Source organism: Streptomyces sp. NPDC048479, from assembly GCF_040651435.1.
Lineage (GTDB): Bacteria > Actinomycetota > Actinomycetes > Streptomycetales > Streptomycetaceae > Streptomyces.
The window spans coordinates 140,821-165,264 of record NZ_JBEZKA010000001.1; the positions used below are offsets into that span (position 1 = coordinate 140,821).

The 24,444-nt window shown below is 69.2% G+C and carries 24 protein-coding genes; 10 read left to right on the forward strand and 14 right to left on the reverse strand.

The window, feature by feature from the left end:
- The first annotated feature begins 3 nt into the window (after positions 1-3).
- The 4 genes from AB0D12_RS00645 (at position 4) to AB0D12_RS00660 (ending at position 4,492) form a co-directional block, all read left to right on the forward strand.
- Positions 4-798, forward strand: a complete 795-nt coding sequence (locus AB0D12_RS00645; RefSeq protein WP_362675452.1) for a thiazole synthase — start codon at positions 4-6, stop codon at positions 796-798.
- 239 nt (positions 799-1,037) lie between these two features.
- The gene (gene pknB, locus AB0D12_RS00650) at positions 1,038-3,002 is read left to right on the forward strand and encodes a Stk1 family PASTA domain-containing Ser/Thr kinase (RefSeq protein ID WP_362675453.1); all 1,965 of its coding nucleotides are present in this window, start codon (positions 1,038-1,040) and stop codon (positions 3,000-3,002) included.
- A gap of 5 nt (positions 3,003-3,007) precedes the next feature.
- Positions 3,008-3,856, forward strand: coding sequence for a deoxyribonuclease IV (locus tag AB0D12_RS00655; RefSeq protein WP_362675455.1), 849 nt, complete (start codon positions 3,008-3,010; stop codon positions 3,854-3,856).
- Between the two features lie 213 nt (positions 3,857-4,069).
- On the forward strand, positions 4,070-4,492 hold the full coding sequence (locus tag AB0D12_RS00660; RefSeq protein ID WP_362676347.1) for a DUF4396 domain-containing protein: 423 nt from the start codon (positions 4,070-4,072) through the stop codon (positions 4,490-4,492).
- 13 nt (positions 4,493-4,505) lie between these two features.
- Here AB0D12_RS00660 and AB0D12_RS00665 read toward each other — a convergent pair whose 3' ends face one another.
- Positions 4,506-5,138, reverse strand: coding sequence for a sulfite oxidase-like oxidoreductase (locus tag AB0D12_RS00665; RefSeq protein WP_362675457.1), 633 nt, complete (start codon positions 5,136-5,138; stop codon positions 4,506-4,508).
- A gap of 159 nt (positions 5,139-5,297) precedes the next feature.
- Here AB0D12_RS00665 and bfr point away from each other — a divergent pair, with 159 nt between their 5' ends.
- Entirely contained in the window at positions 5,298-5,777 is a 480-nt protein-coding gene (gene bfr / locus AB0D12_RS00670; protein ID WP_327323056.1) for a bacterioferritin, read from the forward strand.
- A gap of 14 nt (positions 5,778-5,791) precedes the next feature.
- On the opposite strand, the gene AB0D12_RS00675 is transcribed toward bfr, so the two are convergent.
- Together AB0D12_RS00675 and AB0D12_RS00680 are read right to left on the reverse strand one after the other, a co-directional pair.
- Positions 5,792-6,040 (reverse strand): (2Fe-2S)-binding protein, encoded by a 249-nt coding sequence (locus AB0D12_RS00675; RefSeq protein WP_362675459.1) that lies wholly within the window; start codon positions 6,038-6,040, stop codon positions 5,792-5,794.
- 144 nt (positions 6,041-6,184) lie between these two features.
- Positions 6,185-7,537 (reverse strand): class II 3-deoxy-7-phosphoheptulonate synthase, encoded by a 1,353-nt coding sequence (locus AB0D12_RS00680; protein WP_362675461.1) that lies wholly within the window; start codon positions 7,535-7,537, stop codon positions 6,185-6,187.
- Positions 7,538-7,711: 174 nt separating this feature from the next.
- Between AB0D12_RS00680 and AB0D12_RS00685 the strand changes: the two genes are divergently transcribed.
- A complete protein-coding gene (locus AB0D12_RS00685) occupies positions 7,712-7,768 on the forward strand; it encodes a trp operon leader peptide (RefSeq protein ID WP_362676349.1) in 57 nt (18 codons plus the stop codon).
- A 103-nt stretch (positions 7,769-7,871) separates the two neighbouring features.
- Positions 7,872-9,812 (forward strand): anthranilate synthase family protein, encoded by a 1,941-nt coding sequence (locus tag AB0D12_RS00690; protein ID WP_362675463.1) that lies wholly within the window; start codon positions 7,872-7,874, stop codon positions 9,810-9,812.
- A 174-nt stretch (positions 9,813-9,986) separates the two neighbouring features.
- On the opposite strand, the gene AB0D12_RS00695 is transcribed toward AB0D12_RS00690, so the two are convergent.
- The 4 genes from AB0D12_RS00695 to AB0D12_RS00710 form a co-directional block, all read right to left on the reverse strand.
- Positions 9,987-11,015 carry a 6-phosphofructokinase gene (locus AB0D12_RS00695; protein ID WP_362675465.1) on the reverse strand — a complete coding sequence of 343 codons (1,029 nt, stop codon included), beginning with the start codon at positions 11,013-11,015 and terminating at the stop codon, positions 9,987-9,989.
- Positions 11,016-11,160: 145 nt separating this feature from the next.
- Positions 11,161-11,871, reverse strand: a complete 711-nt coding sequence (locus tag AB0D12_RS00700; RefSeq protein ID WP_362675467.1) for a response regulator transcription factor — start codon at positions 11,869-11,871, stop codon at positions 11,161-11,163.
- A complete protein-coding gene (locus tag AB0D12_RS00705; RefSeq protein WP_362675469.1) occupies positions 11,868-13,079 on the reverse strand; it encodes a DUF5931 domain-containing protein in 1,212 nt (403 codons plus the stop codon). The genes AB0D12_RS00700 and AB0D12_RS00705 overlap by 4 nt, the downstream gene beginning before the upstream one ends.
- 29 nt (positions 13,080-13,108) lie before the next feature.
- A complete protein-coding gene (locus tag AB0D12_RS00710; RefSeq protein ID WP_362675471.1) occupies positions 13,109-13,870 on the reverse strand; it encodes a lysophospholipid acyltransferase family protein in 762 nt (253 codons plus the stop codon).
- A gap of 216 nt (positions 13,871-14,086) precedes the next feature.
- Here AB0D12_RS00710 and AB0D12_RS00715 point away from each other — a divergent pair, with 216 nt between their 5' ends.
- Positions 14,087-14,866: an alpha/beta fold hydrolase gene (locus tag AB0D12_RS00715; protein ID WP_362675473.1), complete on the forward strand. Its 780-nt coding sequence runs from the start codon at positions 14,087-14,089 to the stop codon at positions 14,864-14,866.
- A complete protein-coding gene (locus AB0D12_RS00720; RefSeq protein ID WP_362675475.1) occupies positions 14,859-15,437 on the forward strand; it encodes a hypothetical protein in 579 nt (192 codons plus the stop codon). The genes AB0D12_RS00715 and AB0D12_RS00720 overlap by 8 nt, the downstream gene beginning before the upstream one ends.
- Positions 15,438-15,508: 71 nt before the next feature.
- On the opposite strand, the gene AB0D12_RS00725 is transcribed toward AB0D12_RS00720, so the two are convergent.
- The 6 genes from AB0D12_RS00725 to AB0D12_RS00750 form a co-directional block, all read right to left on the reverse strand.
- Positions 15,509-16,276, reverse strand: coding sequence for an endonuclease/exonuclease/phosphatase family protein (locus AB0D12_RS00725; RefSeq protein ID WP_362675477.1), 768 nt, complete (start codon positions 16,274-16,276; stop codon positions 15,509-15,511).
- 128 nt (positions 16,277-16,404) lie between these two features.
- Positions 16,405-17,346: an ROK family glucokinase gene (locus tag AB0D12_RS00730; protein ID WP_362675479.1), complete on the reverse strand. Its 942-nt coding sequence runs from the start codon at positions 17,344-17,346 to the stop codon at positions 16,405-16,407.
- 66 nt (positions 17,347-17,412) lie between these two features.
- A complete protein-coding gene (locus tag AB0D12_RS00735; RefSeq protein ID WP_362675481.1) occupies positions 17,413-17,853 on the reverse strand; it encodes a DUF5304 domain-containing protein in 441 nt (146 codons plus the stop codon).
- Between the two features lie 74 nt (positions 17,854-17,927).
- The gene (locus tag AB0D12_RS00740; RefSeq protein WP_362675483.1) at positions 17,928-19,193 is read right to left on the reverse strand and encodes an ArsA-related P-loop ATPase; all 1,266 of its coding nucleotides are present in this window, start codon (positions 19,191-19,193) and stop codon (positions 17,928-17,930) included.
- Positions 19,193-19,642 (reverse strand): SRPBCC family protein, encoded by a 450-nt coding sequence (locus AB0D12_RS00745; protein WP_362675485.1) that lies wholly within the window; start codon positions 19,640-19,642, stop codon positions 19,193-19,195. Before AB0D12_RS00745 ends, AB0D12_RS00740 begins: the two co-directional genes overlap by 1 nt.
- A 91-nt stretch (positions 19,643-19,733) precedes the next feature.
- A complete protein-coding gene (locus AB0D12_RS00750; protein ID WP_362676351.1) occupies positions 19,734-20,501 on the reverse strand; it encodes a metallophosphoesterase in 768 nt (255 codons plus the stop codon).
- A gap of 290 nt (positions 20,502-20,791) precedes the next feature.
- On the opposite strand from AB0D12_RS00750, the gene AB0D12_RS00755 reads away from it, so the two are divergent.
- Positions 20,792-22,588 (forward strand): AMP-dependent synthetase/ligase, encoded by a 1,797-nt coding sequence (locus AB0D12_RS00755; RefSeq protein WP_362675487.1) that lies wholly within the window; start codon positions 20,792-20,794, stop codon positions 22,586-22,588.
- Positions 22,589-22,630: 42 nt separating this feature from the next.
- On the opposite strand, the gene AB0D12_RS00760 is transcribed toward AB0D12_RS00755, so the two are convergent.
- Positions 22,631-24,250 carry a GMC oxidoreductase gene (locus tag AB0D12_RS00760; RefSeq protein WP_362675489.1) on the reverse strand — a complete coding sequence of 540 codons (1,620 nt, stop codon included), beginning with the start codon at positions 24,248-24,250 and terminating at the stop codon, positions 22,631-22,633.
- Positions 24,251-24,444: the final 194 nt, after the last annotated feature.

Consider the following 24,444-nt stretch of genomic DNA (forward strand, 5'->3'; position numbering starts at 1 on the left):
GCCATGGCCGACGACCGTCTCACCATCGGCGGCACCGCCTTCAACTCCCGGCTGATCATGGGTACGGGCGGGGCGCCTAGCCTCGACGTACTCGAACGGTCCCTCGTCGCGAGCGGCACGGAGCTGACCACTGTCGCGATGCGCCGCCTCGACCCGACCGTCCAGGGCTCCGTGCTGTCCGTACTGGAGAAGCTGAACATCCGTGTGCTGCCCAATACGGCGGGCTGCTTCACGGCGGGCGAGGCCGTCCTGACCGCGCGGCTCGCCCGGGAGGCGCTCGGCACGGAGTGGATCAAGCTCGAGGTCGTCGCGGACGAGCGCACACTGCTGCCCGACCCGATCGAGCTGCTGGACGCGGCCGAGACCCTGGTCGACGACGGCTTCACGGTGCTGCCGTACACCAACGACGACCCGGTGCTGGCCCGGAAGCTGGAGGATGTGGGCTGCGCGGCGATCATGCCGCTGGGCTCGCCGATCGGCTCCGGCCTCGGTATCCGTAATCCGCACAACTTCCAGCTGATCGTCGAGCACGCGCGCGTGCCGGTGATTCTGGACGCGGGCGCGGGCACGGCCTCCGACGCGGCGCTGGCGATGGAGCTGGGCTGCGCGGCGGTGATGCTGGCCTCGGCGGTGACCCGGGCACAGGAGCCGGTGCTGATGGCGGAGGCGATGCGCCATGCGGTCGAGGGGGGCCGCCTCGCGCACCGGGCGGGCCGCATCCCGCGCCGCCACTTCGCGGAGGCATCCTCGCCGAGGGAGGGGCGCGCGACCCTCGACCCGGAGCGACCCGCGTTCTGACCGCTGCGCGGGGTCGTTTCCCCCCCACCGCTTCCCGTAACCAGGGCTCCGCCCGGGAAGCCCGCTCCTCAAACGCCGGAGGGGCTGGAATGGACAGGCCCCAAGGGCGTACCGAAGGGCGCACCGGGGTCCGGGGCGGAGCCCCGGGAAGCCCGCGCTGTCACAGCTCGGCTGCAGTACGGACCCGGTCCCGCCCCGGGGCGTCGGGGCTGTCCGTGGTGACTCGTAGAATCTCCCGCGTGGATACGACCCTCAAGGACCCCCTCGTCGGGCATGTGCTCGACGGCCGCTACCGCGTCGACGCGCGCATCGCCGTCGGCGGGATGGCCACGGTCTACCGGGCCGTCGACACCCGGCTCGACCGTGTGCTCGCGCTCAAGGTGATGCACCCCGCCCTCGCCACCGACGCCTCTTTCGTGGAGCGCTTCATCCGCGAGGCCAAGTCCGTGGCGCACCTCGCCCACCCCAATGTGGTGGGGGTCTTCGACCAGGGCGCCGAGGGTGCGTATGTCTATCTCGCGATGGAGTACGTCGCGGGCTGCACGCTGCGCGACGTCCTGCGCGAGCGCGGGGCGCTCCAGCCGCGGGCCGCGCTCGACATCCTTGAGCCCGTGCTGGCCGCGCTCGGGGCCGCGCACCGGGCCGGTTTCGTGCACCGGGACATGAAGCCGGAGAACGTGCTGATAGGGGACGACGGCCGGGTCAAGGTCGCCGACTTCGGTCTGGTACGGGCCGTGGGCTCCGTCACCAGCACCACCGGCACGGTGCTCGGCACGGTCTCCTATCTCGCTCCCGAGCAGATCGAGTACGGCACCGCCGACACCCGCGCCGATGTGTACGCCTGCGGGGTCGTCCTCTACGAGATGCTCACCGGCGCCAAGCCGCACTCCGGCGACACCCCCGCCCAGGTCCTCTTCCAGCATCTGAACGAGGACGTTCCGGCGCCCTCCGCCCTCGTCCCCGGGCTCGCTGTCGAGCTCGACGAGCTGGTGGCGAGCGCCACCGCCCGTAACCCCGAGGTCCGCCCGCACGACGCGGTGGCGCTGCTCGCGCAGGTCCGCGAGGCCCGTGCGCCGCTCAGTGACGAGCAGCTGGACCTGGTGCCGCCGCAGGCGCACACCGATGAGCAGGCGCAGGACCAGTCCGGGGAGCAGCGCTCGGACGGGGTCCCCGCCTCCGAGGACCGTACGAGCGTGATCCCGCGTGTGCTCCCCCGCGAGGAGCCGGAGGAGCCGGAGGTCAACCGCACCACCCGGCTGGCGATGCCGCCCTCGGCGCCGCCGCAGCCCCCGCAGCAGTCCCGTCGGCGCGCCGTCCCCAACCGCGGCGTCCTCGCGCTGGTGGTCGCGCTGTTCCTGATCCTCGGCGTGGGCGCCGGCGTCTGGTACATCAACTCCGGGCAGTTCACCCGTGTCCCCGCCCTGATCGGCAAGACCGAGAAGGACGCCAGGCAGGAGCTGAAGAACGCCGGACTGGATGTGAAGAAGGTCCGCTTCGACTTCAGCGAGACGGTCAAGCGTGGCATGGTCATCAACAGCGACCCCGCGACCAACGAGCGCATCCGTGGCAACGGCTCGGTGACGATCGTCGTCTCGCGCGGCCCGGAGATCGTCAAGGTCCCCCAGCTCAAGGGCAAGCCGCTCGCCAAGGCCGAGCGCGAGCTGAAGAAGCTCGGTCTCGCGCCGGGAGTGGTGACCAAGGAGTTCAGCGAGGAGATCGCGCAGGGCTCGGTGATCAGCACGGACCCGGAGGCCGGGGCCGGGCGCAGCCCCGATTCCGCGGTCGCCCTCACCGTCAGCAAGGGCGCTCCGATCGAGGTCCCCGGCGTGACCGGCGATTCCCTGGATGCCGCCACCAGCGAGCTCGAAGGCGCCGGGTTCAAGGTCAAGGTCGCCTCCGCACAGATCAACTCCCCGGAGGATGCGGGCTCCGTCGCCAAGCAGTCCGCGGCCGAGGGCACTCAGCTGGCCCGCGGTGACACGATCACTCTGACGGTCTCCAAGGGCCCGCGGATGATCGACGTGCCCGATGTGGTCGGCAAGAAGACCGACGAGGCCACGAGCAGGCTGGAGTCGGCGGGCTTCGAGGTCAAGGTCGAGAAGAGCTTCCCGTTCCTCGGCGACACGGTCGAGAGCCAGTCCGTCGCGGGCGGCAGCCAGGCCCCCGAAGGCAGCACGATCACTATCAAGACCAAGGGACTGTAGTTCTGATGCGCAACCCCGTCGGCGGCCATGTCCCCGTGGCCGGCGGCCTCGCCACGATCGGTCTCAGTTACGCCCGTGAGCTGGAGGCGGAGACCGTCCAGGTCTTCGTCGCCAATCCGCGCGGCTGGGCGACACCCACCGGGAACCCGGCGCAGGACGAGCAGTTCCGTGCCGAGTGCGCGGCCGAGGGGATCTCGGCGTACGTCCATGCGCCGTATCTGATCAACTTCGGCTCGCACACCGAGGCGACCGTCGAGAAGTCCGTGGACTCCCTGCGGCACTCGCTGCGCCGGGGCCGGGAGATCGGCGCGCTGGGTGTGGTGGTGCACACCGGCTCGGCGACCGGCGGCCGCTCCCGCGAGGTGGCGCTGGCGCAGGTACGGGAGCGGATGCTGCCGCTGCTCGATGAGCTGACACACGACGACGACCCGTTCCTGCTGCTGGAATCAACGGCAGGACAGGGTTCCTCGCTCTGCTCGAGAACCTGGGACTTCGGCCCGTACTTCGAGGCGCTGGACTCTCATCCCAAACTGGGCGTCTGCCTGGACACCTGCCACATCTTCGCGGCGGGACACGATCTGACCGGCCCGCACGGGATGGCGCAGACTCTGGATCTGCTGGTGGAGACCGTCGGCGAGGGGCGACTGAAGCTGATCCACGCCAATGACTCCAAAGATGTGGCCGGCGCCCACAAGGACCGCCACGAGAACATTGGCTCGGGCCATATCGGCGAGGAGCCGTTCCGGGAGCTGATGCTGCACCCGTCGACCGAGGGCATACCGCTGATCATCGAGACGCCCGGGGGCAAGGAGGGGCATGCGGCGGACGTGGTGCGGCTGAAGAAACTGCGCTGAGAAACTCCGCTGGGAGATCTCCATCCAGGAATACCCCCTGGGGGTATGCGGTTGTCGCTGTCGACAGGAACCGCTATCTGGCTTTGGGGGCTTCTCATGCAGCACGACACCCACACCGGGCACGCTCACCCCACCGGACACGCCCTCCACACCGAGCACGCCCACCACACCCATGAAGAGCACGCCCACGGCATCGGCACGGTCAGCTGGTCCATGGCAGCTCAGGCGACTCTCCACTGCCTCACCGGCTGCGCCATCGGCGAGGTCCTGGGTATGGTGCTGGGCACCGCGTTCGGCTGGGGCAATGTGCCGACGATGATCCTGGCGATCGTGCTGGCGTTCTTCTTCGGCTACTCACTCACGCTGCGCGGCGTCCTCAAGGCCGGCGTCGGCTTCAGCACTGCGGTCCGGGTCGCACTGGCCGCCGACACCCTGTCCATCGCCGTGATGGAGCTGATCGACAACGGCGTGATCGCGCTCTGGCCGGACGCCATGGACGCACAACTCTCGGACACGCTGTTCTGGGGCGCCCTCGCCGCCTCGCTCGTCCTCGCCTTCGTGGTCACCACACCCGTCAACAAGTGGATGATCGGACGCGGCAAGGGCCACGCGGTGGTTCACCAGTACCACCACTGACCAGCACCAGGACTCAGAGCTCGGGGCCGTGCCCGGGCTCTTCCTGGTACGAGTAGCGCTGCTCGCGCCACGGGTCGCCGAGATTGTGATAGCCGCGCTCCTCCCAGAAACCACGGCGATCGGCGGTCATGTACTCCACGCCCCGGACCCACTTGGGCCCTTTCCAGGCATAGAGATGCGGGACGACCAGCCGCAGCGGAAAGCCGTGCTCGGCGGTGAGCAGCTCACCGTCCTTGTGGGTCGCGAAGATCGCGCGCTCCGAGACGAAGTCGGAGAGCCGCAGATTGGCGCTGTATCCGTACTCGGCCCAGACCATGACATGGGTGGCGTTCGGCGCCGGCGGCGCGAAGTCCATGAGCGTACGGGCGGACACCCCGCCCCATTCGGCCCCCAGCATGCTGAACTTTGTCACGCAGTGCAGATCGGCGACGACGGTGGAGAAGGGCAGCGCCGAGAACTCCTCGTGGTTCCAGCAGTGTTTGTCGCCGTCCGCCGTGGCGCCGAAGACCCTGAACTCCCAGCGGTCCGGCTTGAACTTGGGTACGGGGCCATAGTGAGTGACCGGCCAGCCACGCTGCAGTCGCTGCCCCGGCGGAAGCTCGGACTCCTCTGATGCGCGGTATTCCCGGCTCTCCGGCTGACCCATGCCTTCAATGGTGACAGACCGGGAAGGGTGGTCATGACCAGGTCCGGACCGAATCGGGCAACTCACACTAAGCGTGTACTTACTGGACGCTCCTCGACCGCGGTGCGAAGATTCGCGCACCTGCCCCAGTAGTCATTACGCGCGGAAGGAGCCTCTGCCATGCAGGGCGACCACGAGGTCATCGAGTTCCTCAATGAGCAGCTGACCGCCGAATTGACCGCAATCAATCAGTACTTCCTGCATGCGAAGATGCAGGAGAACTTTGGCTGGACGAAGCTCGCGAAGTACACCCGGTCAGAGTCGTTCGACGAGATGCGGCACGCGGAAGTACTGACCGACCGGATCCTCTTCCTCGACGGCCTGCCGAACTACCAGCGCCTCTTCCATGTGCGCGTCGGCCAGACGGTCACCGAGATGTTCCAGGCCGACCGGCAGGTCGAGGTGGAGGCGATCGACCGCCTCAAACGCGGCATCGAGGTCATGCGCGGCAAGGGTGACATCACGTCGGCGAACATCTTCGAGTCGATCCTGGCGGACGAGGAGCATCACATCGACTATCTCGACACCCAGCTGGAGCTGGTCGAGAAGCTCGGTGAAGCGCTCTACATCGCCCAGCTGATCGAGCAGCCGGAGAGCTGAGTCGCCCCGTAGGGCTAGGCAGCCTCGCTGAGCCCTGGGTCCACAGCGAGTACGGCGGCGGAGTCGCCCTGTTCGAGCAGCTCACGGCGGGGGCATGCGCCCCGGCCGAGAATCCCCTGGATCCGGCGCACACACGATCCACAGTCGGTGCCGGCCTTGGAGACCGACGCTATCTGACGAGGCGTGCAGGCACCGCCTTCCGCGTGCTCCTTGACCTGCTTCTCGGTGATGCCGAAGCATGAGCAGACGTACACGCGGTTCACCTCCCCGGTCGGGATCGCTGGCGCCTTTCCCGATGATCGGTGAGGCTAACCTAACCTTACCCGCCCGGCCCGCTGCGCAAAAGTCCCGAATACGAGTGTGGGGCGCGGATCACATCGATCCGCGCCCCACACTCGTACATCGGACTACTGGTCCCGGTACATCTCGGCGACCAGGAAGGCCAGGTCCAGGGACTGGCTGCGGTTCAGCCGCGGGTCGCAGGCCGTCTCGTAGCGCTGGTGGAGATCGTCGACGAAGATCTCGTCGCCGCCGCCCACGCACTCGGTGACATCGTCACCGGTGAGCTCGACATGGATGCCGCCCGGGTGCGTGCCGAGCGCCTTGTGGACCTCGAAGAAGCCCTTGACCTCGTCGAGCACATCGTCGAAGCGGCGGGTCTTGTGGCCCGAGGCCGCCTCGAAGGTGTTGCCGTGCATCGGGTCGGTCACCCACGCCACGGTGGCGCCGGAGGCCGTGACCTTCTCGACCAGCTCGGGGAGCTTGTCGCGGACCTTGTCGGCGCCCATACGGACGACAAAGGTCAGCCGGCCCGGCTCGCGCTCGGGGTCGAGCTTGTCGATGTACTGCAGCGCCTCGTCGACCGTGGTCGTCGGGCCGAGCTTCACACCGATCGGGTTGCGGATCTGCGAGGCGAACTCGATGTGCGCCCCGTCCAGCTGCCGGGTGCGCTCGCCGATCCAGACCATATGGCCGGAGGTGTTGTACAGCTGGCCGGTCCGCGAGTCGGTGCGGGTCAGCGCGCCCTCGTAGTCGAGCAGCAGCGCCTCGTGGGAGGCGTAGAACTCGACCGTACGGAACTCCGCCGGGTCCGTGCCGCATGCCTTCATGAAGTTGAGCGCGTTGTCGATCTCCCGCGCGAGCTGCTCGTAGCGCTGCCCGGAGGGGGACGACTTCACGAAGTCCTGGTTCCAGGCGTGCACCTGCCGCAGGTCGGCGTAACCGCCGGTGGTGAAGGCGCGCACCAGGTTGAGCGTCGCGGAGGAGGCGTTGTACATCCGCTTGAGCCGCTCGGGGTCCGGGATGCGGGCCGCCTCGGTGAACTCGAAGCCGTTGACGGAGTCGCCCCGGTACGTCGGGAGCGTCACGCCGTCGCGGGTCTCGGTCGGCTTGGAGCGCGGCTTGGAGTACTGGCCGGCGATCCGGCCGACCTTCACCACCGGGACGGAGGCGGCGTAGGTGAGCACCGCGCCCATCTGGAGGAGCGTCTTGAGCTTGTTGCGGATCTGGTCGGCGGAGACCGCGTCAAAGGCCTCGGCGCAGTCGCCGCCCTGCAGCAGGAACGCCTCGCCCTTGGCAACGGCTCCCAGTCGGGCGCGCAGCTGGTCGCACTCGCCCGCGAAGACGAGCGGCGGATACGCCTCGAGTTCCGCGATCACATCGCGCAGAGCCTCGGCATCGGGGTACTCGGGCTGCTGCGCCGCGGGCAGGTCTCGCCAGGTGTTGCCACCGGCAGTGGTGGTCTTAGCGTTCACGGTCACGCCGTCAACATTACGGGGTCTCTGCGGACGTACCTCCGACCGCCCACCAAATGAGACAGGAGTGGACTCGGAAGCGCACCCCTGTCCGTACCGAAACTGCTGTCCGTACCGAATCCGACCGGATCCGTCACCTCGCCGCGGTTCGGCGCGGCGCGATGCGTTATGGTCGGCGTCATGTTCGCGCAATCGACTCAGAACTGGTGGTGGACCGCTCATCCGGCGGCCCACTGACTGCGCGTACACCCAATCGCGAAGGCCGCCCGAGGGGCGGCCTTCAGTGTTTCCCGGGTCCCGGGACAGCGGCCGTTCCTCCCACCCGGAAGGAACACGACGCATGCTCATCAGCCGACTGCTGGACGACGACTGCCCGCCCTTCGCCCTGCTGCGCAGACGCACCCCCGGCCACGACCACGACACCGTCGAGGTTCTGATCGGCACCGTCCACGAGGCCGAGCGGCTCGCCGACATCCCGGTCGGCGACCGCCCCTCGCTCGCCCTGATCCCGTTCCGCCAGATCAGGGAACGCGGCTTCGACGTACGCGACGACGGAACGCCACTGACCGTGCTCGTCGCCGACGAGAGCCATGAGCTCCCGCTCGCCGAAGCCCTGGAGAGGCTGCCCGCGCACGACGTACGGGTCGAGGGCGGGGCCTTCGACGTCGACGACGAGGAGTACGCGGGCATCGTCCGGCGGGTCATCGAGGACGAGATCGGACAGGGCGAGGGCGCGAACTTCGTCATCCGCCGTACGTACACCGGCAGGATCCCGGACTTCGGCCGGGCCGACGCGCTGGCCCTGTTCCGGCGGCTGCTGGCCGGCGAGCGCGGTGCGTACTGGACCTTTGTCGTGCACACGGGAAACAGGGGGCCCGCAGGGCCTTCCTCGGAAGGGCGGCCGCGGGAGACGGGTGGGCGCACCCTGGTCGGCGCCTCCCCCGAGGTTCATGTCCGGATGAGCGGCGGCACCGTCGTGATGAATCCGATCAGCGGGACGTACCGCTATCCGCCCGAGGGCCCGACCCCCGAGACGCTGCTCGGCTTCCTGGACGACCGCAAGGAGCGCGAGGAGCTCTCCATGGTCGTCGACGAGGAGCTGAAGATGATGTGCACCGTCGGCGACATGGGCGGTGTCGTCGTCGGGCCCCGGCTCAAGGAGATGGCTCATCTCGCGCACACCGAATACGAGTTGAGAGGCAAGAGCTCCCTGGATGTACGGGACGTTCTGCGGGAGACCATGTTCGCGGCGACGGTGACAGGATCGCCGGTGCAGAACGCCTGCCGGGTCATCGAGCGGCACGAGGTGGGCGGGCGCGGCTACTACGCGGGCGCGCTGGCGCTGATCGGCAAGAACGCGGGTGGCGGAGAAGGACAGGTCGGCGCGCAGACCCTCGACTCGCCCATTCTGATCCGTACCGCCGACATCGACGCCGAAGGATTCCTGCGGGTACCGGTCGGGGCGACCCTGGTCCGGCACTCCGACCCGGCGGGCGAAGTCGCCGAGACGCATGCCAAGGCGGCCGGTGTACTGGCAGCGCTGGGGGTGCGTCCCGGGCGGCCCAAGGAGCACGGCGAGCGCCCGAAGCTCGCCGACGACCCGCGGGTACGGGCCGCCCTGGACGCCCGCCGCGCCGACCTCGCGCCCTTCTGGCTGCGGATGCAGGAGCGCAGCGCCCAGCTGACCGGCCACGCCCTGGTCGTCGACGGTGAGGACACCTTCACGGCGATGCTGGCGCATCTGCTGCGCTCCACCGGCCTGGAGGTGACGGTGCGTCGGTACGACGAGCCGGGCCTGCGGGAATCGGCTCTGTCGCATACGGGACCGGTGGTGCTGGGTCCGGGACCGGGCAATCCGGCCGACGCGGGCGATCCGAAGATGCGCTTCCTGCGCTCGCTCGCAGCGGATCTGCTGCGCGATCACCGCCACGGTCTGCTGGGCGTCTGCCTGGGCCATGAGCTGATGGCCGCCGAGCTCGGCCTGGAGATCGTACGCAAGGACGCGCCGTACCAGGGGGCGCAGGAGCGGATCGATTTCTTCGGGCGTGCGGAGACGGTGGGGTTCTACAACAGCTTCACGGCGCGCTGCGACGACGCGGCGGCGGCGGAGCTGGAGGCGCACGGGGTCGAGGTGGCCCGCGATCCCCTCTCGGCGGAGGTACACGCCCTGCGGGGCACAGGCTTCGCGGGTATCCAGTTCCACCCGGAGTCCGTACTGACGATGCGGGGCCCGGAGGTGATCCACGGCCTCCTCGCCTCAACCTCGCGAGTCGGCCCCTGATTTCCCCACCCCGCCCCTTCCCGTAACAGGGGCTCCGCCCCGGACCCCGCGCCTCAATCGCCGGCGAGGCTGACAAAATCAGCCCGTCCGGCGATTGAGGACACGCCCGAAGAGCGTATGGGGCCCGGGGGCTCGCCCCCAGTTGGGAAGAGGCGGGTAGGGGAACAGCAAGCGTCAGCCGAAGAAGACCCCGACCTCCTCGTACAGCTTCGGGTCGACCGTCTTCAGCTTGGCCGTGGCCTCCGCGATCGGTACCCGCACGATGTCCGTGCCCTGCAGCGCGACCATCTTGCCGAAGTCCCCGTCCCGCACCGCGTCGATCGCGTGCAGACCGAAGCGGGTGGCCAGCCAGCGGTCGAAGGCGCTCGGGGTGCCGCCGCGCTGGACATGGCCGAGGACGGTGGTGCGGGCCTCCTTGCCGGTACGCCGCTCGATCTCCTTGGCCAGCCACTCGCCGACGCCGGAGAGCCGGACATGGCCGAAGGAGTCGAGCGAGCCGTCCTTGAGGACCGCGTCGCCGTCCTTGGGCATGGCGCCTTCGGCGACCACGACGATCGGGGCGTAACTGGCCTTGAAACGCGAGGTCACCCAGGCGCAGACCTGGTCGACGTCGAAGCGCTGCTCCGGAATGAGGATGACATTGGCGCCGCCGGCCAGACCGGAGTGGAGCGCGATCCAGCCCGCGTGCCGCCCCATCACCTCGACGACCAGGACGCGCATATGTGATTCGGCGGTGGTGTGGAGCCGGTCGATCGCCTCGGTCGCGATGCCGACCGCCGTGTCGAAGCCAAAAGTGTAGTCGGTGGCGGACAGGTCGTTGTCGATGGTCTTGGGCACGCCGACGCAGTTGATGCCGTACTCGTCGTGGAGCCGCGCGGCGACGCCGAGGGTGTCCTCGCCGCCGATCGCGATCAGCGCGTCCACCTCACTCTTGGCGAGGTTGTCCTTGATCCGGCGGATGCCGTTCTCCGACTTGAGGGGGTTGGTGCGCGAAGAGCCGAGGATGGTGCCGCCGCGGGGCAGAATGCCGCGTACGGCCGGGATGTCGAGTGGAACCGTGTCGCCTTCGAGGGGCCCGCGCCAGCCGTCGCGATAGCCGACGAATTCGTACGCGTACTCCTGCACGCCCTTGCGGACGGCGCCACGGATGACCGCGTTGAGCCCGGGGCAGTCGCCGCCCCCGGTCAGTACTCCGACGCGCATGGAAACTTCCCTTCGCCTGGTGAGCCTTATGACCGCCACGCTAATGGTGATGCAGGTCACCACGGGATGGGACGAAGGGTCAATTCCTGTGCGCCACGAGGAGGTTGAAGTCCGGCTTTCACTCGTACGAGTAGGGGGCGGGGGGTTACGCGTCGTCGAGGCCCCGCTCGATGGCGTATCGCACGAGCTCCACGCGGTTGTGCAGCTGGAGCTTGCCGAGGGTGTTCTGGACGTGGTTCTGGACGGTGCGGTGCGAGATGACCAGACGCTCGGCGATCTGCTTGTACGAGAGCCCCTTGGCGACCAGCCGCAGCACCTCGGTCTCGCGCTCGGTCAGCTGCGGGGCCTTCGGCTCGTCAGCGCCGGACGCGGGTACGGGCTCGGAGGCGAGCCTGCGGTACTCACCGAGCACGAGGCCCGCGAGGCCCGGGGTGAAGACCGGATCCCCGACGGCGGTGCGCCGCACTGCGTCCGTCAGCTCGTCCGTGCTGGCCGACTTGAGCAGATATCCGGTGGCGCCGGACTTCACCGCTTCCAGTACGTCGCCGTGCTCACCGCTCGCGGAGAGGACCAGGACCCGCAGGGCTGGGTGGGAGCCGACGAGCTCCTTGCAGACCTGGACGCCCGGCATCCCGGGCAGATTGAGGTCGAGGACGAGAACATCGGGCGCGACGGCCTTGGCCCGGCGCACCGCCTGCGGCCCGTCGCCCGCCGTCGCCACCACGTCGAACCCGGCCGCGGCCAGGTCGCGGGCAACCGCGTCCCGCCACATCGGGTGGTCGTCGACGACCATCACCTTGATCGTCTGCCGGTCCGTCTGCGGGTCCGTCCTACCGCCCACCTGCTGGTTCGTCATTTCCCTGCCTTCCCCCGTGGAACCTTCAATTCGACTTCTGTGCCCTGGCCCGGCACCGAGATCAGCTCGGCCCTGCCGCCCAGATCCCGCAGCCGCCCGCGGATCGAGAGCGCGACTCCGAGCCGCCCCTCCCCCTCGGCCTGCGCGAGCCTGCCCTCCGGAATGCCCGGGCCGTCGTCCCGTACCGTCACGATCACTTCTTCCGGCCAGTCCTCGACCAGGATCCAGGCCCGGGCTTCCTCGCCCGCATGTCTGCGGACATTGTCCAGGGCGGCACTGACAGCGGCCGCGAGCTCCGCCGCCGCGCCGGCCGGCAGCAGCACCGGGGCGCCCGGTTCCGAGAAGGTCACCTTCGACCCGGCGTGCCGGGCGAGCAGCGAGCGCAGATCGCGCAGTTCGGGCCCGCCGGGCGGATCGTCGTCGACGTCGACGGTACGGACCAGGGCGCCGAGCGAGAAGTCCTCGGAGGCGCGCCTGGCGGGCACCAGACCGCTGGAGACCAGGGTGCGCAGGGCGACCTCCTGCTCCCCGGCCATTCTGCCCAGCTCTGCGGCCTCGCCGCCCAGTGCCGTGCCGCGCCGCTGCACCATCGCCAACACCTGGAGCACGCTGTCGTGGATGTCGCGGGCCAGCCGTTCCCGCTCACGGGTCGCGGCCTCGATCTCCAGGGCGCGGGCGAGGGTGAGCTCGGAGGCGCGGGCGACCTCGACGACGTAACCGATGGCGATGGAGGCGACCCAGACCAACAGGACGTTGTGAAAGGTGTCCCGGCTGGGGTGGCCGCGCTCGACGATATTGGCGACGGCGACGAACGAGGACGCGAAGCCCGCCCAGCGCCAACCGCCCTTGATGGCGAAGGCGAGGACGGATCCCGCGGTCCATATCGTCGGCAGGGTGGGGCCGTCGACGGTCTGTGCCTGGGCGTCGGCGAGCGGCGTGAGCATGATGCCGGTCAGCGCGATGGTGAGGTCGGCGACGAGGAAGCGTTTGGTGCAGCGGGTGGCGTTGGTGACCTTGGGGAGCGTGACCAGCGTCCAGACGGCCATCACCGCGAGGACGGCGACCGCGACCCAGGGGTGCTCGAACTTACTGCGGGTGAAGACGAAGAGGAGCACCGCATAGATCATCGTGAGTACGCGGTAGGCGGCGAGTGCACGCCACAGCGGCAGCTCGACCGACATCCGCACGACACGCTCGCGCTTGGCCATTTCCCCCCACCCCGGGACGGACGACGCGGCTACGCGGCCGGGCGTTCCGTCTTCCCTGCCTTGTTCGCCTTCGCCGCCGCCTTCTCGGCCTTCTCCGCCACCGCCTTCTCCTCCGCGAGCTGCCGCTTCGCGGCGGTCGCGTAGATGTCGACGTACTCCTGGCCGGAAAGCTTCATGATCTCGTACATGACCTCATCGGTCACCGAGCGGAGGATGAAGCGGTCGCTCTCCATGCCGTGGTAGCGGCTGAAGTCGAGCGGTTTGCCGATCCTGATCCCCGGGCGCATCAGCTTGGGTATCACCTTGCCGGGCGGCTGGATCTTCTCGGTGTCGATCATGGCGACCGGGATGACAGGAGCGCCGGTGGCGAGCGCCACGCGCGCGAGGCCGCCCGGCTTGCCGCGGTACAGGCGGCCGTCCGGCGAGCGGGTGCCCTCCGGGTAAATACCGAACAGACCGCCGCCCTCGATGACCTCTATACCGGCCTTGATCGCCGCCTCACCCGCGCCGCGGGCACCCGATCGGTCCACCGGGAGCTGTCCGACGCCCTTGAAGAAGGCGGCGGTGAGCTTGCCCTTCACGCCCGGCGAGGTGAAGTACTCGGCCTTGGCGATGAAGGTGACCTTGCGGTCCAGGACCGCGGGCAGGAAGAACGAGTCCGAGAAGGACAGGTGGTTGCTCGCGAGGATCGCCGGTCCCTCTGCGGGAATGTTCTCGAGGCCCTCCACCCAAGGCCTGAAGGCAAGCTTCAGCGACCCCCCGAGGGAGAGCTTCATTGCGCCGTAGATCAACTCGTATGCCTCCTGTGTGCTGTCGAACAGACCTTATCCCGTGGTGGGCTCGTGCTCCCCGCCCTGGGGGCCCCGCTCTGGGGGGCCTACGGATCTGGTCGGTGTCAGTCCGGTCGCGTACGGTGAAGTACACCTTCAGACACTCACGCTGTGACCTACCGGGGCTGTCACATCAGCGGCTTCGCCGTGGGCCCCCAACCCCGAAAGGAGACCCCGGTGCCGGTCCTCCCTGGAGCCGAGCCGTTCCGCCACGAAGGCGGAGATGTCGGCGTCCTTCTCTGTCACGGCTTCACGGGTTCCCCGCAGTCGCTGCGTCCCTGGGCCGAGTATCTGGCGGAGCGCGGCCTCACGGTGTCCCTGCCGCTGCTGCCCGGGCACGGCACGCGCTGGCAGGACATGCAGGTCACCGGCTGGCAGGACTGGTACGCGGAGGTGGACCGCGAGCTGCGGGTACTGCAGGAGCGGTGCAGCCAGGTCTTCGTCTTCGGGCTCTCGATGGGCGGGGCGCTCACGCTGCGGCTCGCCGCGAAGCACGGTGACGCGATCAGTGGAATCGTCGTGGTGAACCCGGCGAACAAGGTGCACGGCCTGTCGGCGTACGCCCTGCCGGTCGCCCGCCACTTCGTGCCTACGACAAAGGGTCTGACGAGCGATATCGCCTTGGCGGGCTCGGAGGAGGTCGGGTACGACCGGGTGCCGCTGCATGCCGCGCACTCCCTGCGGAAGTTCTTCCGGCTGGTCGACGGCGAGCTGCCGCAGGTCACCCAGCCGATGGTGCTGCTGCACAGCCCGCAGGACCATGTGGTGCCGCCCGTCGACTCGGCCCGGATCCTCAGCCGGGTCTCGTCCACGGATGTTTCCGAGATCCTGTTGGAACAGAGCTACCACGTGGCGACGTTGGACCACGATGCGGAGCGGATTTTCGACGAGAGTTACGCGTTCATCGGCCGGCTCGCTCCGAGTGTCGGAAAGAAGGGGAGCACGACCGGTGGCTGAGCAGCACGATGCGGACCGCGAGCCGCAGCCGATAGACGAGGAGGCCGCCTGGGCGGCCATCGTCGCCGGGTACGGCGAGGAGCCGGCAGACCCGCCGGGCGCCAAGCCGTTCAAGTCGGTGGAGGGCCTCGCCATGCTCGAGGCCGAGGTGAACGAGGCGCGTGACAATCCGGAGGACGAGTCCCCGGAGTCCGAGGCCGGGCCCGACTCCGATGCGGACAGGCCCGCGCTGGGCAGCTCGATCACCTTCGCGCCCGGTGTCGGCGGCCCGCGCGACTACGGCGTGGCCGAGGCGAAGGAGGACGACCTCGACGAGAGCGACGAGGGCCACTTCGTACCGCCGGAGCCGCCGCCGCTGCCGGATGCGGATGTCACGGCCAAGTTCGCCTGGCTCGCGGTCGTCGGCGGCCCGGTGCTGATGCTGGTTGCCGTGCTGCTGCAGTGGGACATGACGTGGTGGCTGACCACGGTGTGCGTCGGCGGCTTCCTGGGCGGTTTCGCGACTCTGGTGGCGCGGATGTCGCATGACGACGACGAGGACGACGACCCGGGCCGCGGCGCGGTCGTCTGAATTTCTTTCTGCTGATTCCTTCTGCTTCCTTCTGCCGATTGCTTCTGCTGATTGCTTCTGCCGGCCACGGTTCAGGCGGCATGTGCTCCGACCGCGGGGACGCGCAGCGCCGCCAGCACCGGCAGGTGGTCCGTCGCCGCGCGCAAGTCGGACCCGGTGACGCCCGGGAGGTCCAACGGCACTCCGCAGCCCAGCACTTGGACGCATTCGGTCGCGAGGATCGCGTCGATCCGCTGATGCGGATTCTCGGGTGTCGAGGTGTACTCACCGCCCCATGGCGCGACCGCCCAGCAGTCCTGCAGCTCCGCCGCCAGCCGGCGGAAGCTCCGCCCGGTGGGCCGGTCGTTGAGGTCGCCGGCCACAATCGCGTACGGCACGTCCATCGCCGTCAGCCGGTCCAGCAGCATCCCGGACTGTGCGTAGCGCTCGTCCGTCTGCAGGCTCAGATGACAGCTGAGCAGCCCGATCCGGGCTGCCCCGATCCGTACCACCGCCGTGGCGAAGCCCCGCCGGTGCAGGCCTGGAGTGAACGGCAGCAGCACATCCTCCGTACGCTCCACGGTCGCGCGCAGCGAGCAGAGCAACATCGGCCCGGTCGCTGTCGCTCCGCCGGTCAGCATCACAAGGTCACTCTTGGCCGCGAGCCGCGCGGCGTGCTTGCGCCAGCGGAAGAAGCGCGGCGCCTCCTGGATGAACACAAGGTCGGGCCGACAGGCGCGGATCACCCGGGCCAGTGCGTCCTCGTCGTCGCGCATCGAGCGGATGTTGTAGCTGAGTACCCGGATCACGGCCGAACCGTCCGGCTCGGTGCGGGAGTCGGGAAGCGCGGTGATCGCCATATGAGCAAGATACGACGGTGCAGGCCTTTTCCGGGGCTTCGCCCCAGGCCACAGACCTCAATCGCCGGGCGGGCCGAAATTCGGCCCGCCCGGCGATTGAGGACAGAAATCTCGGCGGTTGAGGACAGCTAGCCCTGGCGCGCCAGGTCCGCCGCGCCCACCAGGCCCGCCTTGCCGCCCAGTTGGGCCGCAAGCACCTGGGCGTGCGGGCGCCACTTGCCGCCGATCAGCCAGCGGCGGAAGGACTTGCGGATCGGGTCGAGGACCAGCTCGCCCTCGTCCGAGACGCCGCCGCCCACGATGAACGCCGACGGGTCGAAGAGCGAGGCCAGATCGGCCAGGCCCGCGCCCGCCCAGCGCGCCAGTTCGCGGAAGGAGTCGATCGCGACCGGATCGCCCTGCCGGGCGGCCGCGCTGACGTGCTTGCCCTCGATGCCTTCGACCGTGCCGTCGCCGAGCCCGAGGAGGACCACGGCGTTCTCCGGAGTGGCGTTGGCGCGCTGCTTGGCGTAGCGGACAAGAGCGCGCCCCGAGGCGTACTGCTCCCAGCAGCCCTGGCTGCCGCAGCCGCACAGCAGACCGTCCGGGACCACCCGGATGTGGCCGAACTCCGCGGCCACGCCGAAATGCCCGCGGCGCAGCTTGTTGCCGATGATGATGCCACCGCCGAGGCCGGTGCCGAGCGTGATGCAGATGACGTCTTCGTGGCCCTGGCCGGCGCCGAAGCGGTACTCGCCCCAGGCGGCCGCGTTGGCGTCGTTCTCCACGACCACCGGCAGCCCGACGCGCTGCTCGATCTCGTCCTTCAGCGGTTCGTGGCGCCAGTCGATGTTCGGCGCGAACAGGACGGTGGCGCGCTTGTCGTCCACGTATCCGGCGGCGCCGATGCCGACGGCCTCGATGTCGTACCCCTTGCCGGCCCCGGCGACGGCAGAGGAGATGGCGTCGACGATGCCTTGTGGGGTCGACGGCGTGGGCACCGTGTGCGTCTCGAGAATGGTGCCCGCTTCGTCGACGACGCCCGCTGCGATCTTCGTACCGCCGATATCGACGCCGATGGTGAGTCCCATGTGTCCCTCAGTTTTCGGTCGAGCCCCGCTAAGGCCAACCGTACCCGAGGGCGGGCACAGTCCTGATCAGTCCAGGTCGATGTGCTCGCTCGGCCCCGGGCCCTCGTCCCGCGGGTCCTTGGCATCTCCGGAGGGCTTCGGCCCCTGGGTCCAGCGTCGCTCGTGCCCCTCGACTGCGGATCGATAGGCGGCGAGCAGCTCGCCGCCCGCCGCCGCGAGGTGGTCGAAGATCTCCGGGTTGCGCTCCATGACCGGCTCGACGGCGGCCTTCGCCTGGCTGACCAGCTGCTGTACGGCGTTCTGCGCGGCCATGCCGGGCAGCGACGTCTGGAACGAGGAGACCTTGTCGGCGACGGCGTCGAGCAGTTTGCGCAGTTCCTCGCCCGCGGAGCCGGGCGGCGGCCCGTGCTGCGCGCGACGGCGGGCCTTCTCCGCCTCAAGATCCTCGGCGCACGCCTTGGCCCAGGCGTCGTCGTCGACGGCGGGACGCTCAGTGGCATCGCTCATGGCGTACTCCTGCGGAAGGGCGGGCGGAACGGAGGGTTCGTACTCTCGACGTTACCCGAATGGAGGGGGCGCGTTCAGCGCGTCCGCGGCCACAGCTCGGGGTCCGGCGTGAAGCGGACCTTCAGCACCTCGTCCGCGAGGCCCGCGCCCGAGACGGTGCAGCGTCGGAGCACGGAGTGCAGCGGAACGATCCTGCGGAACGGGCCCACAGTGACCAGCAGTTCGTCGCCGCGGCGCACCAGCGAGACGTCCTCCTTCACGGCGCCGGGCACGCGGAGCGACCATACGTAGCGCGGGTCGTCCTGGTCGTCCGGCGTCCCCGGGTACTCGACCCGCCAGGGGTCGTCGTAGCGCTGTTCGGAGTCCCAGTCGAGTTCGGCGGTGAGTCCGTCGCCCTGGAGAAGGCCGCCGCCGGTGCCTGCCTCCTCGAAGGTGGTGCAGGACGACTGTGTGTCGAGGAGCGTGAGGTCGTCGAGGCCGCGCGGGTCGCGGCCGAGGTGCCGCACCTCCCACAGCGAGGCCTCGGGCACCCACTCCTCGTACCACTGGCGCAGATACTTGCCCTGCTGCGCGGAGAGGGTGGCGAGCCACGTGTCGGCCGAGTCCAGTGGCAGGATCCGGTTCGGTACGAGGGTGTCGAGCCGCAGTCCGTGCAGCGCGAGACCGGCGCGGGCCGTGTGCAGGGCGTCGGCGGCCGTGGGTCCGGGCTCGGCGACGACCCGCAGGGTCGTGTTGCAGGATTCGATCACTGTCTGGACAGCGGCCAGTTCGGTGTCCCAGCGCCCGGCCGTCTCGTAGAGCCACTGCGCGGGCATCGGTACGCCGGCGAGCTGGGCGAGCATCGGGCGCAGCGCGCGGGCGACCTGCCGTTCGGCCGGCAGCAGCCGGCGCAGATAGCGGCGCAGCTGTTCCGGCAGGGCGAGCAGCGCGATGGTCTCGCGCAGCGGCGGCATGTCGACGACGACCACGTCCCAGTCGCCGTCGGCGGCGGTCTTCAGCGCCCGCAGCAGTGCGAACTGGTCGCTGCCCGGGAGCTCGGTCAGCTCCTCGTCCTCCAACCGCGCCGCGCCCAGCAGATCGAGCGCGGCGGTGCTGCGCTCCTGGAGGGTGAGCAGCTCGGCGCGGAAGTCGGCGCCGGAGTCGATGCGCGCGGCCCACAGCCCGTCCGTGACCTCGGCCGGTTCGCCGAGGTGGCCGGTGACGGGCACGCCGAGAACCTCGCCGGGCTCGGCGGAGAGGAACAGGGCGCGCTTGCCGCGCCGCGCCGCGGCGAGCGCGGTGGCAGCGGCGACGGTGGTACGGCCCGCGCCGCCGAGGCCGGTGACGAGGACCTTGCGCATCAGGCGGCGGGCCCGCTCTCGACGCGCTTCTTCAGGCCGGCCAGGGCGCGGTCGATAATGACCTTCTCGGCCTTGCGCTTGATCATGCCGAGCATGGGGATCTTGACGTCGACGGTCAGCTGGTAGGTGACCTCGGTGCGGTCACCGCCGCCGACCGCGGCGAGGGTGTACGAGCCGTCGAGGGTGCGCAGCATCTGGGACTTCACCAATGTCCAGCTGACCTCGTTCTCACCGTTCCAGGTGTACGCGAGGGTGTGGTCGTCCTTGATCGCGCCGGCGTCGAGGACCAGCCGGACCTGCTCGGCGCGGCCCTTGGCGTCGGTGGCGAGCACCTCGGCCTCCTTCACCTCGCCGGTCCACTCCGGGTAGCGGGCGAAGTCGGAGATCACGCCCATCACGTCGGCCGGCGCCGCCTCGATCGTGATGCTCGAGCTGGTGTGTTCCGCCATCGCTGCGGCTCCTCACAGTGCGGTACGGACCGGGGGTGGTGTGGAGTGCAGGCTATCGCGACCTGACCGGCCGCCACTCCACGGCCCGGTCTCACCATTCCAGGGCCCAAGGTCGCCCGGTCGACGCGAAATGTCCGACGTTGACGCACTCCGTCGCGCCGATGCGCATCCGGCGGGCGAGCGGCTGGTGGACATGGCCGAAGAGCGCGTACGCGGGCCGGGTGCGACGGATCGCGTCCAGCAGTGCGTGGCTGCCGCGCTCGAAGCGGCGCGCGACGGTGTCGTAGGTCAACTCGGGGACCTCGGGCGGGATGTGCGAGCAGAGCACATCGACCTCTCCGAGCGCCTCGATCTTGGCCGCGTACTCCTCGTCGGAGATCTCGTACGGGGTACGCATCTCGGTGCGCAGTCCGCCGCCGACGAAGCCGAAGACGCGGCCGCCGATCTCGATGCGCTCGCCGTCCAGGACGGTGGTGCCGGGGCGTGCGTACTCCGGCCAGAGAGACGGTATGTCGACATTGCCGTAGGTGGCGTACGTCGGGGTGGGGAAGGCCGCGAACATCTCGGCGTACTGGCGTCGTACGGCCGACTCGATGGCGCTCTCCCGGTCCATCTTGAGCTCGGACCAGAGTCTGCGTCCCAGCTCACGGGCCTCGTCGAAGCGGCGGGCCGTGCGCAGCTCCACGATCAAGTGGGCATTGTCGACGCCGAAGAGGTCGGGGAAGATGCCGCGCGAGTGGTCGGCGTAGTCGAGGAAGAGCACCAGGTCACCGAGACAGATGAGTGCGTCGGCGCCGTCGCCCGCCATGGCGAGATCTTTGGCGTTGCCGTGCACGTCACTGACCACATTGACTCGCATGCCTCGCATGACGATCACCCTAGGACGCCCTGTTGCGCCTGGGTAGGGCGAGGCGGACCAGCCGTTCTACCGAGTCCTCTCGAGTGTGGACTACTCTGCGCGAAGTACTGCCATAAGCGTGTGACGCAGCGAACATCTGGCCTGAACCCCCTATCCGGAACCGAGTACTGGTGGGTAACGTCCGGGCAGTCCAGTCGTGCTCACCCCACATGAGCACCTGCCCGATCTTGGACCGCTGCCGGTGCATCACACAGAGCCGTGGCGCCGGCGCCCGATGAGGAGCAGCAGTCTTGCGCGAGTTCAGCCTTCCGGCCCTGTACGAGGTCCCTGCGGACGGCAATCTGACGGATCTCATCCGCCGCAATGCCACTCAGCATCCCGATGTTGCCGTCATGGGCCGCAAAGTGGCGGGCGTCTGGACGGACGTCAGTGCCAAGCAGTTCCTCGCGGAGGTGCGGGCCGCAGCCAAGGGCCTGATCGCCGCGGGAGTCCAGCCCGGTGACCGGGTGGGCCTGATGTCCCGCACCCGGTACGAGTGGGTGCAACTCGACTTCGCGATCTGGAGCGCAGGCGCGGTCACCGTCCCGGTGTACGAGACCAGCTCCGCCGAACAGGTCCAGTGGATCCTCGGCGACTCGGGCGCGGTCGCGGTGATCGTCGAGAGCGACACGCACACCGCCGCCGTGGAGTCCGTACGGGACCGGCTGCCCGGTCTGCGGAATGTCTGGCAGATCGAGAAGGGCGCGGTCGACGAACTGGTCGCGGCCGGCGCCGATGTCAGCGACGAGACGGTCAACGCGCGCAGCGCCGCCGCCAAGGCGGACGACCCGGCGACCATCGTCTACACCTCGGGCACCACCGGCCGCCCCAAGGGCTGTGTGCTCACTCACCGCAGCTTCTTCGCGGAGATCGGCAACCTGGTCGAGCGCCTCAAGCCCCTGTTCCGTACCGGCGACAGCTCGGTGCTGCTCTTCCTCCCGGCCGCGCATGTCTTCGGCCGCATGGTCGAGCTCGCCGCCGTCATGGCGCCCATCAAGCTCGGCTGCGTACCGGACATCAAGAACCTCACCGATGAGCTGGCCTCCTTCCGGCCGACGCTGATCCTCGGTGTGCCGCGCGTCTTCGAGAAGGTCTACAACTCGGCGCGGGCGAAGGCCCAGGCGGACGGCAAGGGCAAGATCTTCGACAAGGCCACGGACACGGCGATCGCCTACAGCAAGGCGCTCGGCACCCCCGAGGGCGCCTCGGTGGGTCTCAAGATCAAGCACAAGGTCTTCGACAGGCTCGTCTACAGCAAGCTCCGTGCGGTGCTGGGCGGGCGCGGTGAGTACGCGGTCTCCGGCGGGGCTCCGCTGGGCGAGCGGCTCGGCCACTTCTTCCGCGGTATCGGCTTCACGGTGCTCGAGGGCTACGGCCTCACCGAGTCGTGCGCGGCGACCGCGTTCAACCCGTGGGACCGGCAGAAGATCGGCACGGTCGGTCAGCCGCTGCCGGGCTCGGTGGTGCGGATAGCGGACGACGGCGAGGTGCTGCTGCACGGCGAGCATCTCTTCCAGGGGTACTGGAACAACGAGGCCGCGACCGCGGACGCGCTGGCCGACGGCTGGTTCCACACGGGCGACATCGGCACCCTGGACGAGGACGGCTACCTCGCGATCACGGGCCGCAAGAAGGAGATCATCGTCACCGCGGGCGGCAAGAACGTCGCTCCCGCGGTGATCGAGGACCGCATCCGCGCGCATGCGCTGGTCGCGGAGTGCATGGTGGTGGGCGACGGACGCCCGTTCGTGGGTGCGCTGGTCACCGTCGACGAGGAGTTCCTCGGGCGGTGGGCCGCGGACAACGGCAAGCCCGCCGGTTCGACGGCGGCCGAGCTGCGCGACGACGCGGATCTGCTTGCGGAGGTCCAGCGGGCGGTGGACGACGGCAATGCGGCCGTGTCCAAGGCGGAATCGGTGCGGAAATTCCGCATTCTCTCCTCCCAGTTCACTGAAGAGGCGGGGCACATCACGCCGTCGCTGAAGCTGAAGCGCAATGTGGTGGCGAAGGACTTCGCCGACGAGATCGAGGCGATCTACCGGGGCTGAGCGCCTCGGTCGGTCAGCCTCTGTTCAGGCCCTGTTCCCTGTTCAGCCCCTGGGGTCCTCGGCGAGGATCCGGGTCATGTTCCGTTCGGCGAGTGCGGTGATCGTGACGAACGGATTGACCCCGATCGAGCCGGGGACCAGGGAGCCGTCGGTGACGTACAGCCCCGAATATCCTTTGGCGCGGCCGTAGTTGTCGGTGGCTCGGCCCAGTACACAGCCGCCGAGCGGGTGGTACGTGAAGTCGTCGGCGAAGGTCTTGTTGCCGCCGAACAGGTCGTACCGGTAGATGGTCACGTTGGCCTTGTTGATGCGGTCGAAGAGCGATTTGGCCGCGTTGACGGAGGGCTGGTTCTGGGACCGGGTCCAGTTGAGTTTCGCGGAGTCGGTGGCGGCGTCGTACGAGAAGGTGCCGCGCTCGGGGTTCTTGGTGATCGCCAGATAGAGGCTGATCCAGTGCTCGAATCCCATCGGCAGCGGCGCTATCTCCGCGAAGACGGGGTTCGTGGGGTTGGCCCAGTCGTCGATGCCCATGGTGGGCATGGTCGCCTGGTTCGCTCCGACGGTGTCCCAGATGTGGTTGGCGCGGCCGGTCATCACATTGCCGTTGTGGCCCCAGCCTCTGCCGACCTCGGTACTGAGGGCGGGCAGTGTGCCGGTCTCCCGGGCGCGCAGCAGGAGTTCGGTGGTGCCGAGGCTGCCGGCGCCGAGGAAGAGCTGTTTGCAGCCGAGTTCTCTGGTCTCGACGACCCGGCCCGCGTTGTCCGTCACATCGACGGTCAGGACGTAGCTGCCGTCGGGCTCTCTCCGGATCGCTCGGGCCCGGTTCATGGTCTGGATGGTGACGTTGCCGGTGCCGAGTGCGGCCGCGAGGTAGGTCTTGTCGACGCTGCGCTTGCCGTGGTTGTTGCCGTAGATGACCTCGCCGGCGAGCGCCGACCTGGTGGCCTGGCCCGCGGCTTCGCGCTGCATGTAGCCGAAGTCGTAGACGTTCGGGACGAAGACGGTCTTCAGTCCGGCGTTCTGGGCGTGCTTGCGGGAGATCCGCGAGAAGCGGTACCACTCGGTGGACTCGAACCAGGCCGGGTCCACTGTGTTGACGCCGAGCATCCCGCGGGCCCGCGGGAAGTAGGTGTCGTACATCTCCGCGGCGTCGACCTGTGGCAGGACCTCGGAGAAGTACGAGCGCAGCGGGGTCACCGCCATTCCGCCGTTGACCAGCGATCCGCCGCCGACGCCGCGGCCGACGAAGACCGACATCTCGGCGTAGCGGACGCGGTCGAGTACGCCGGGGTAGCGGCTGATGTTCTTGTTGACGACGTCCAGCCAGAGGAACGTGGCCAGCGGCGCCTCGGTGCGGGTGCGGAACCACATGGAGCGCTGGTCGGGCGCTCCGGTGGTGCAGAAGATCTTTCCGTCCGGGCCCGGGGTGTCCCAGAGACGGCCCATCTCCAGGACGACCGTGCGGACGCCCGCCTCGCCGAGGCGGAGGGCGGCGACGGCCGCGCCGTAGCCGGAGCCGATCACGACGGCGGGGGCGTAGTCGGCGGCGGAAGGCTCCACGGCGGCTGCCGAGGAGAGACCGATGCGGGTGAAGCCGAACGCGGCCGAGGCCTGCAGGGCAGCGATGCCCAGCAGTTGACGGCGCGTCAGATGTGATGTCATGGGCGCATCATGAGCGGAATATCCGACTCCGCCCATATGTCGCGCAGAACTAAATCTGAAAGACCGTCAAGAGTACGTCTTCGGCCGCGAGGGCCGCACGCCTCGGCCACGGCCGGAGGGGCGGACCGGCGGACGTATGCCGCGACGGCAGCCCGGCCGACGGGTCGCCGGGCTGCCGTCGCGGCCACGCGGTC